This window comes from Micromonospora sp. NPDC002411 (genome assembly GCF_053592955.1).
The window spans coordinates 20,857-27,731 of sequence record NZ_JBSFBM010000045.1 but is presented as its reverse complement, the minus strand read 5'-3'; the positions used below and the strand labels follow the sequence as shown (position 1 = coordinate 27,731).

Sequence of the window (6,875 nt, the reverse complement as noted above, 5' to 3'; positions counted from 1 at the left end):
GCTGGTCGTCCGAGGAGTGGCTGGCCTACCTGCGGTGGGTGGCGGAGCAGGCCCAGGTCAGGGGCATCGAGCCGGAGGCGGTGGAGATGGCGCTATCGGGCCGCGCGCAGCCGGGCGTCGAGCGCGTCGAGGTCGGGGACGAACCAGATCTGCCCACCCTGATTGGCCTCGTGCACCAGGGCACGTAGTGCCGAACTCTCCGCGAGGTGCGCCGAGATGTCACCGACGACGGCCAGCCGCAGCCGGTAGTTGACGAACTTCTGCATGACGTCGCCGGCGAAGCGGGTGCCGAGCGAGAAGAAGCGTGGGTCGAGTCGGTTGGCGGGCACCGCCACCACCTGGGCACCGAGGAACGCCGCGCCGACCAGGTCCAGCGCGTCCTGCTCGGTGGCCACCGGAGGGCCGGCCGGGTCGCAGACCAGCACCGGCACTCCGGCGCGTTCCTGGATCTCGTCAGGCATCGGGGACCTCCCGGTCGAGCAGGCCGTTGTCGGCGTTGAGGACGGCGTCGAGCAGGTGCAACAGTTCGGCGGTGGCGGCCGGATCACCCAGGATGATGATCTTCAGGCGGTGGCGTTCCTCGTCGTGCACGGTCTGCACCCGCAGCGGGTGGGCCTGGTCGCGGTCGGTGTTGGCGCTGGCGCTGGCGAGCACGAGCGTGCCGAGCCGGTCGGCGGCGGTCCGGTCGACGCCGTCGACCTGCACGATGCTCGACACCTCCGCGTGCCCGCTGACGCGGGTGGCGGTCGGGGCCTGACCGGTGAGCGCGTCCAGATCACCGGCGGTGATCCGGTACTGCTTGCCGATCCGCACCGCCCGCAGCCGGCCGGAGCGGATGTAACCCCGCACGGTGCGCACGTGCAGCCCCAGTCGGTCGGCGACCTGCTCGACCGAATACATGTCTTCCTTCATCACTCCCTAACCTACCCTCAGCAAGCCAGTGAGGTAACAATGCGGTCTGATTCGTCTGCGGCATCAGCTCCACAGAACCGTCGACCCACGTGCCCCACCTGCGGCTGCGCGAATAACCCGCCCGCCTTGTCGGAGGGTTCCAGTACCGTCTGGAAACCATGGACGCGCGGCGCGGCGACGCGATCATCGGGCGGGACCACCCCGTGGGTCTGCTGCGCGCCGAGATGGACCGGGCGACGACCAGCCACGGCGGCCTCGTCCTGGTCACCGGTGAGCCGGGCATCGGCAAGACGACACTCGTCACGGCGGCGGCGCGGGAGGCTCGGCAGCGCGGCGCGCTGGTGCTCGGCGCGGCCTGCTGGGATTCCGACAGCGCCCCCGGCTACTGGCCGTGGGTGCAGGTGCTTCGCGGCCTGCGGCGCTCCGCCGACGACTGGGCGGTGGCCCGCCCCACCGCCGAGCCAGCCCTTGCGGCCCTGCTCGGCGAGGCCGACACCACCGGCGAGCAGGCCGGCCGCGCCGCCAGCTGGGCCGGCGTCGACACCGGCGGAGACGTCGCCGACCGAGAGGCGTTCGCGTTGTTCGACGCGGTGACCGCCGCGCTGGTCGCCGTCTCCGGGCACCGACCGGTCATGGTGGTCCTCGACGACCTGCACTGGGCCGACCCGGCCTCACTACGGCTGCTGAGCTTCGCCGCCCAGCACACCTGGTTCGAACGGTTACTGCTGGTCGGCACCTACCGTGACGCCGAGGTCGAGTCGGGCGAGCACCCGCTGCGCCCCCTGCTGATGCCACTCGTCGCGAAGGCCACCAGCATCACCCTCACCGGCCTCTCCCGCGACGAGGTGGCCGCGTTGATGGCACGGACCGCCGGGCGGCAACCCGACGCCGGTCTCGTCGACGAGGTGCACCGCCGCACCGGAGGCAACCCGTTCTTCATCGAGCAGACCGCGCGGTTGTGGCACGCCGACGACGCGGCCGACACCATCGCCCCCGGCGTACGGGAGGCGGTGCGACGCCGCCTGGCCCAACTGCCTCCGGCCGTGGTCGAGGCGCTCACCGTCGCCGCCGTGCTCGGGCGTGAACTGCACCGTCAGGTCCTGGCGGCCTGCGTGGCGGCCCCGGTGGCACAGGTCGACCGGTTGCTCGACCGGGCGGTGACGGCGCGGCTGATGGTCGCCCGGGGCGGCGGCCGGTTCGCCTTCGCCCACGACCTGGTCCGCGAAACCCTCTACGACGGGTTGTCCGACGACGACCGGCAGGCCCGGCACGCTGCGGTCGTCCGGGCGGTCGACCACCTACGGGAGCTCAGCGACCAGTTGGTCCCCGCCGACCTGGCCCGCCACGCCTACCTGGCCGGCCCCGCGCTCGACCGGGCCCGGGCGGCCACGTTGCTGGTCGCCGCCGGGCGGGACGCGTTCATCCGGCTGGCCGCCGACGAGGCGGCGGTGCACTTCCGTCGGGCGCTGGAGGTGGTCGAAGACCCGGTGCAGCGAGTGCGGATCCTCGTCGAGTTCGGCGAGGCGCAATACCATCACGCCGGCCGGGACGAGGCCACCAAACTGCTCACCGAGGCGGGTTCGCTGGCTCGCACACTCGACGATCCGGTCCTGCTGGCGCGGGTCGCCCTCATCGTGAACCGCGCCCGACAGGTGGAGACCGTCCACTCGGTCGAGGCGGCCGAGCTGGTCCACGAGGCGTACCGGCGGCTGATCGGCGAACCGGCCGCCGACGCGTCGGTCGGCACGCTGGTCGCCGACCTGATCACCGCCACCGAGACGATCGCCCGTCGAGGGCAGGACGACGAGGCGCTCACGTTCAGCCTCTGGGCCCGCCACGACACCACCTGGGGCCTGGGCACCGCGACGGCCCGCGCCGCCCTCACCGCCGAGATCCGGGATGTGGCCCGCCGTACGGGCGACCGGGAAACCGAGTTGTGGGCCACCGCGCTGCGCTGGGTGGCGCTGCTGGAGTTGGGCGACCCGCACTTCAACGAGGAGTTCACGACCTTCGTCGGCGCGGACCAGCAGGGTGACGACCCCTCCCGGCACCGGGTAGCGGCAGCCGTCGACAGCGGGATCATCGCTGCCTTCCGGGGTGACTTCGCCGAGGCCGACAAACGATTCGGAGACGTCCTCGCCGTCGCGGACCCGAGCCACGCCGAATTCGGGTTCATGGGCCATCACCTGCACTGGTCGCGGCTGCTGCTCCAGGGCCGGTTCGCCGAGGCCGAGACCCTGCTGGACGGGCTGGCCCCGGTCGACTACCCCTACCATGAGCTGCTGCGGGCGATCACCGCCGCCGAGCGGGGCGACGACGAGACGGCGATTCGGTTGACCGCCGGCATCGAAGCCGCCGCCATCCGTTACCCGCGTCCGGTGTCGCCGCTCTGGCTGCGGTTACGCGCGCAGGTCGCGGCCGCGTCCGCCGACCCGCAGCGTTGCGACGCGGCCCGAGCCGCGCTCGCCCCGCACCGTGGCGAATGGATGGTCGGGCTCTTCGGCTGTGACATCAGCGGCCCCGTCGACCACTGGCTGGCGCTCGTCGACTGCGCGCAGGAACGCTGGGACGATGCCATCGCCGGCTTCACGACCGCCAGTGCCTCCGCGGAGAGGCTGGGCTCCCGCCCCTGGTTGCTCATCGCCCACGCCGGGTTGGTGAACGCTCTGGCCGGCCGAGGTCACCCGGGCGACGCGGCGGCGGTCGCCGCGCTGCACGCGACCACCACATCGGAAGCAACCGCCCTCGGTATGACGCAGGTGCTCCACCAGCTCGCCGGCAGCGCGGGATCCGTCGTGGACGTGGCCGGGTCCGGGCACACCGTCACGGCAGGTCAAGCCGTCGGGCGGGCCGAAGCCGTCGGGGCAGGCCAGGCCGTTGCTTCAGTCAAGGTCGCGCCGGCCATCGAGGGGTACGAGTTTCGACGCGACGGGCCGGTCTGGCAACTCGCGTACGCGGGTGTCGTGGTGCACCTACCCGACGCCAAGGGTCTGCACGACCTGCATCTGCTGCTGAGTCGACCGGGCAGCGACGTACCCGCCGTGGAGTTGCTGGATCCGGCCGCCGGGCCGGAGTTGGTGGCGGCCCGGCAGTTGGGTGCCGACCCGGTCCTCGACGACGAGGCGAAGGCCCGCTATCGGCGGCACCTGGCCCGCCTCGACGAGGAGATCGACCGGGCCGCCGCGCGCGACGACGACCGGAAGGTGGCCGCGCTGGACGCGGAGCGGGGTGCGTTGCTCGACGAGCTGCGGGCGGCTGCGGGGCTGGCCGGTCGCAGCCGCAGGCTGGGCGACGAGGCTGAGCGGGCCCGCAAGACGGTGACCGCCCGGATCCGGGACACACTGCGCAAGCTCGACGGGCGGCACCCGGCCCTCGCCGGGCACCTACGCGACTCCGTCTCGACCGGCAGCACGTGCCGATACCTGCCGCCCGAGCCGCTGCGCTGGCGGCTCTGAACCCATGGCCGGCGCGCCGGCTGGTCAGCGCCGGCCATGGGTTCGGCTCATTCCTTGAGATCAGGGCTGGGGTCCAGGACCCGGGCAAGCCAGTCGCTCTGGGCGCGTCGTGCCGCCGCCGACACGCGGACCTCGGGGAACAGCGCCGAGAATCCGTGGAAGCCGCCGGCCCACAGGTGCAACTCGGCCTGGCCGCCGGCGGCCCAGATCCGGGTCGCGTAGCTGACGTCCTCGTCGCGAAAGACCTCGGCGGTCCCGGCGTCGATGTAGGTGGTCGGCAGACCGGACAGGTCGTCCGCCAGCGCGGGTGAGACGTAGGGGGAGACGTTCTGGTCGGTGTGCTCGCCGAGGACGCTGCGCCATCCGAACTCGTTCATCTCCCGGGTCCACACGCCGTCCAGCCCACTGAACTGACGGCTGGACGTGCTGTCGTTGCGGTGGTCGAGCATGGGGCACGACAGCAACTGCGCGGCGATGGTCGGGGTGTTGCGGTCGCGAGCCATCAGCGTGACGCCTGCCGCCAGGCCACCTCCGGCGCTGGCACCGGCGACGACGATACGGGCCGGGTCGATGCAGAGGTCCACGGCGTTCTCGGCGACCCAGAGCAGTCCCTGGTAACAGTCGTCGACCAGGGTCGTACCGGTTGCCTCCGGGGCCAGCCGGTAATCCACAGTGATCACGACGGCGCCGAACCGGTCGAGCCATTCCAGCGGGACGTCGATGTTCGAGAAGCGGTCGCCCCACATCATTCCGCCGCCGTGGATCCAGTAGACGCAGGGTGCGCCAGCGGCACGGTTGATGGGGCTGAGGACGGTCAGCGGGATCGGCGTTCCGTCGTTGGCGGGAACGGTGACCTCGCGCCGCTCGACCGCACGGCCTTCCAGATGGCTGTCGATCGACGGTTGGGGGAAGTGGCGCAGCTGCTCGATCACCTCGGGGCCGAGGGGCGGCATCGGCGGCAGTTCAGCCAGGGGGACGAGCAACTCGGGGTCGATGCACGGTCGGGGGAGGTTCATCAGGATCCTTTCGATGACACGGGTAGGGGTGATCGGTCGCCGATTCAGAAGGTCGCCTTGCCGCCGACCGGCACCGCGTCGGTGTACGCCGAGTCGCCGGCCAGCAGTGGCTGAAGCTTCGCGACGAGGGCCTGCGCCTGCTCGCTGGCGAAGAACGCGCTGTGCGCCTCGGCGCTGGTCCAGCCTTCGATGACGTGGACGACGTCGCGATCGGACGCCGAGCGGGCCACGAGGAAGACGACGCAGTCGTCGTGCGGCAGGGACGGTGCGTCCAGCAACAACTGGATCAGCTCGTCCGCCTTGCCCGGCTGAGCGGTCATCGTGGCCTGGAACCCGTGGTGGACCGACATCGTTGAGACTCCTCATCGTTGAGCCGTGCTGCGCTTTCTTGAGAAACTGACACTCATATGGAAGCGCTTTCAGCAGCAGAAACGTTAGAAAGATGCTCGCTGCTCCTTGCCCGATCCTCTCGTTGTAGCGAGGATCGGTCCTGTGCTTCAATCGGGTCGTGGACCTCGACGAGCTGCGGGCACTGCTGGCCCGGCATGCCCGACCGGACGTCAGCACTCCGATCGAGGGTGTGCTGATCTCGAAGGTCGAGCAGCAGACGGCACCCACCACGTCGATGTCGGGCACCGTGCTGGCACTCATCGCGCAAGGCGCCAAGCAGATGGCGCTGGGCGACCGCGTGTACGAGTACCGGGCCGGCCAGTACCTTGTTGCGTCGGTCGACCTGCCGGTCACCGGCCGATTCACCCAGGCCAGCGCCGGCGCGCCGGCGCTGGGGTTCGGGCTGGTGCTACACCCGGCCATGGTCGCGGAGTTGCTGCTGCAGGCGGCACCGGGCGACCTTCCGCCCCTGGCCGGGCCGACGCCGTCGGGGATGGTGGTCAGCGACGCTCCCAACGACCTCGGCGACGCGGTGATCCGCCTGCTGCGGCTGCTGGACAGGCCCCGGGACGTCACGGTTCTCGCGCCCCTGATCAACCGGGAGATCCTGTGGCGGCTGCTCACCGGGGAGCAGGCCGCGGCCGTACGGCAGCTCGGTCTGGCCGACAGCAGCCTCAGTCACGTAGCCCGGGCGGTCCGGTGGATCCGCGACCACTACGCGCAGCCGTTCCGGGTGGAGGATCTGGCGCGGCTGACCGGGATGAGCGTGTCGGCGTTCTATCGCAACTTCCAGGCAGTGACCGCGATGAGCCCGATCCAGTTCCAGAAGCAGATCCGGTTGCAGGAGGCGCGGCTCCTGCTCGCCACGCACCCCAACGACGTCACCGGGGTGGGCATTCGAGTTGGCTACGAGAGCCCGTCGCAGTTCAGCCGCGAATATCGTCGTCAGTTCGGCGCGCCACCCAGCCAGGACGCCACCCGATTGCGGGGCACGATCCGAGCCGAGGTGCCGGCGGTCGTCTGACCGCCAGCGTTCACCCGATCGTCCAGACAACAGCCGACGGGCGCCGCCACAGCCGTGGTGGCGCCCGTCGTACTGATC

At 71.2% G+C, this 6,875-nt stretch carries 6 protein-coding genes; 2 read left to right on the top strand and 4 right to left on the bottom strand.

What is annotated here, in order from left to right:
* Positions 1–92: 92 nt before the first annotated feature.
* Positions 93–461, bottom strand: coding sequence for a DUF4180 domain-containing protein (locus tag ACWCO3_RS08620; RefSeq protein WP_450009200.1), 369 nt, complete (start codon positions 459–461; stop codon positions 93–95).
* Entirely contained in the window at positions 454–912 is a 459-nt protein-coding gene (locus ACWCO3_RS08615) for a helix-turn-helix domain-containing protein (protein ID WP_450009198.1), read from the bottom strand. Before ACWCO3_RS08615 ends, ACWCO3_RS08620 begins: the two co-directional genes overlap by 8 nt.
* A 158-nt stretch (positions 913–1,070) precedes the next feature.
* Here ACWCO3_RS08615 and ACWCO3_RS08610 point away from each other — a divergent pair, with 158 nt between their 5' ends.
* The gene (locus tag ACWCO3_RS08610; RefSeq protein WP_450009196.1) at positions 1,071–4,367 is read left to right on the top strand and encodes an ATP-binding protein; all 3,297 of its coding nucleotides are present in this window, start codon (positions 1,071–1,073) and stop codon (positions 4,365–4,367) included.
* Between the two features lie 47 nt (positions 4,368–4,414).
* On the opposite strand, the gene ACWCO3_RS08605 is transcribed toward ACWCO3_RS08610, so the two are convergent.
* Positions 4,415–5,383, bottom strand: a complete 969-nt coding sequence (locus tag ACWCO3_RS08605) for an alpha/beta hydrolase (RefSeq protein ID WP_145785324.1) — start codon at positions 5,381–5,383, stop codon at positions 4,415–4,417.
* A gap of 44 nt (positions 5,384–5,427) precedes the next feature.
* Positions 5,428–5,733 carry a putative quinol monooxygenase gene (locus ACWCO3_RS08600; RefSeq protein WP_145785323.1) on the bottom strand — a complete coding sequence of 102 codons (306 nt, stop codon included), beginning with the start codon at positions 5,731–5,733 and terminating at the stop codon, positions 5,428–5,430.
* A gap of 158 nt (positions 5,734–5,891) precedes the next feature.
* Between ACWCO3_RS08600 and ACWCO3_RS08595 the strand changes: the two genes are divergently transcribed.
* Positions 5,892–6,797 (top strand): AraC family transcriptional regulator N-terminal domain-containing protein, encoded by a 906-nt coding sequence (locus ACWCO3_RS08595; protein ID WP_450009193.1) that lies wholly within the window; start codon positions 5,892–5,894, stop codon positions 6,795–6,797.
* Positions 6,798–6,875 lie beyond the last annotated feature (78 nt).

Coding starts and splice junctions, on each gene's coding strand:
- ACWCO3_RS08620 (WP_450009200.1), bottom strand. CDS start 461: ATGCCTGACGAGATCCAGGAACGCGCCGGAGTGCCGGTGCTGGTCTGC.
- ACWCO3_RS08615 (WP_450009198.1), bottom strand. CDS start 912: ATGAAGGAAGACATGTATTCGGTCGAGCAGGTCGCCGACCGACTGGGG.
- ACWCO3_RS08610 (WP_450009196.1), top strand. CDS start 1,071: ATGGACGCGCGGCGCGGCGACGCGATCATCGGGCGGGACCACCCCGTG.
- ACWCO3_RS08605 (WP_145785324.1), bottom strand. CDS start 5,383: ATGAACCTCCCCCGACCGTGCATCGACCCCGAGTTGCTCGTCCCCCTG.
- ACWCO3_RS08600 (WP_145785323.1), bottom strand. CDS start 5,733: ATGTCGGTCCACCACGGGTTCCAGGCCACGATGACCGCTCAGCCGGGC.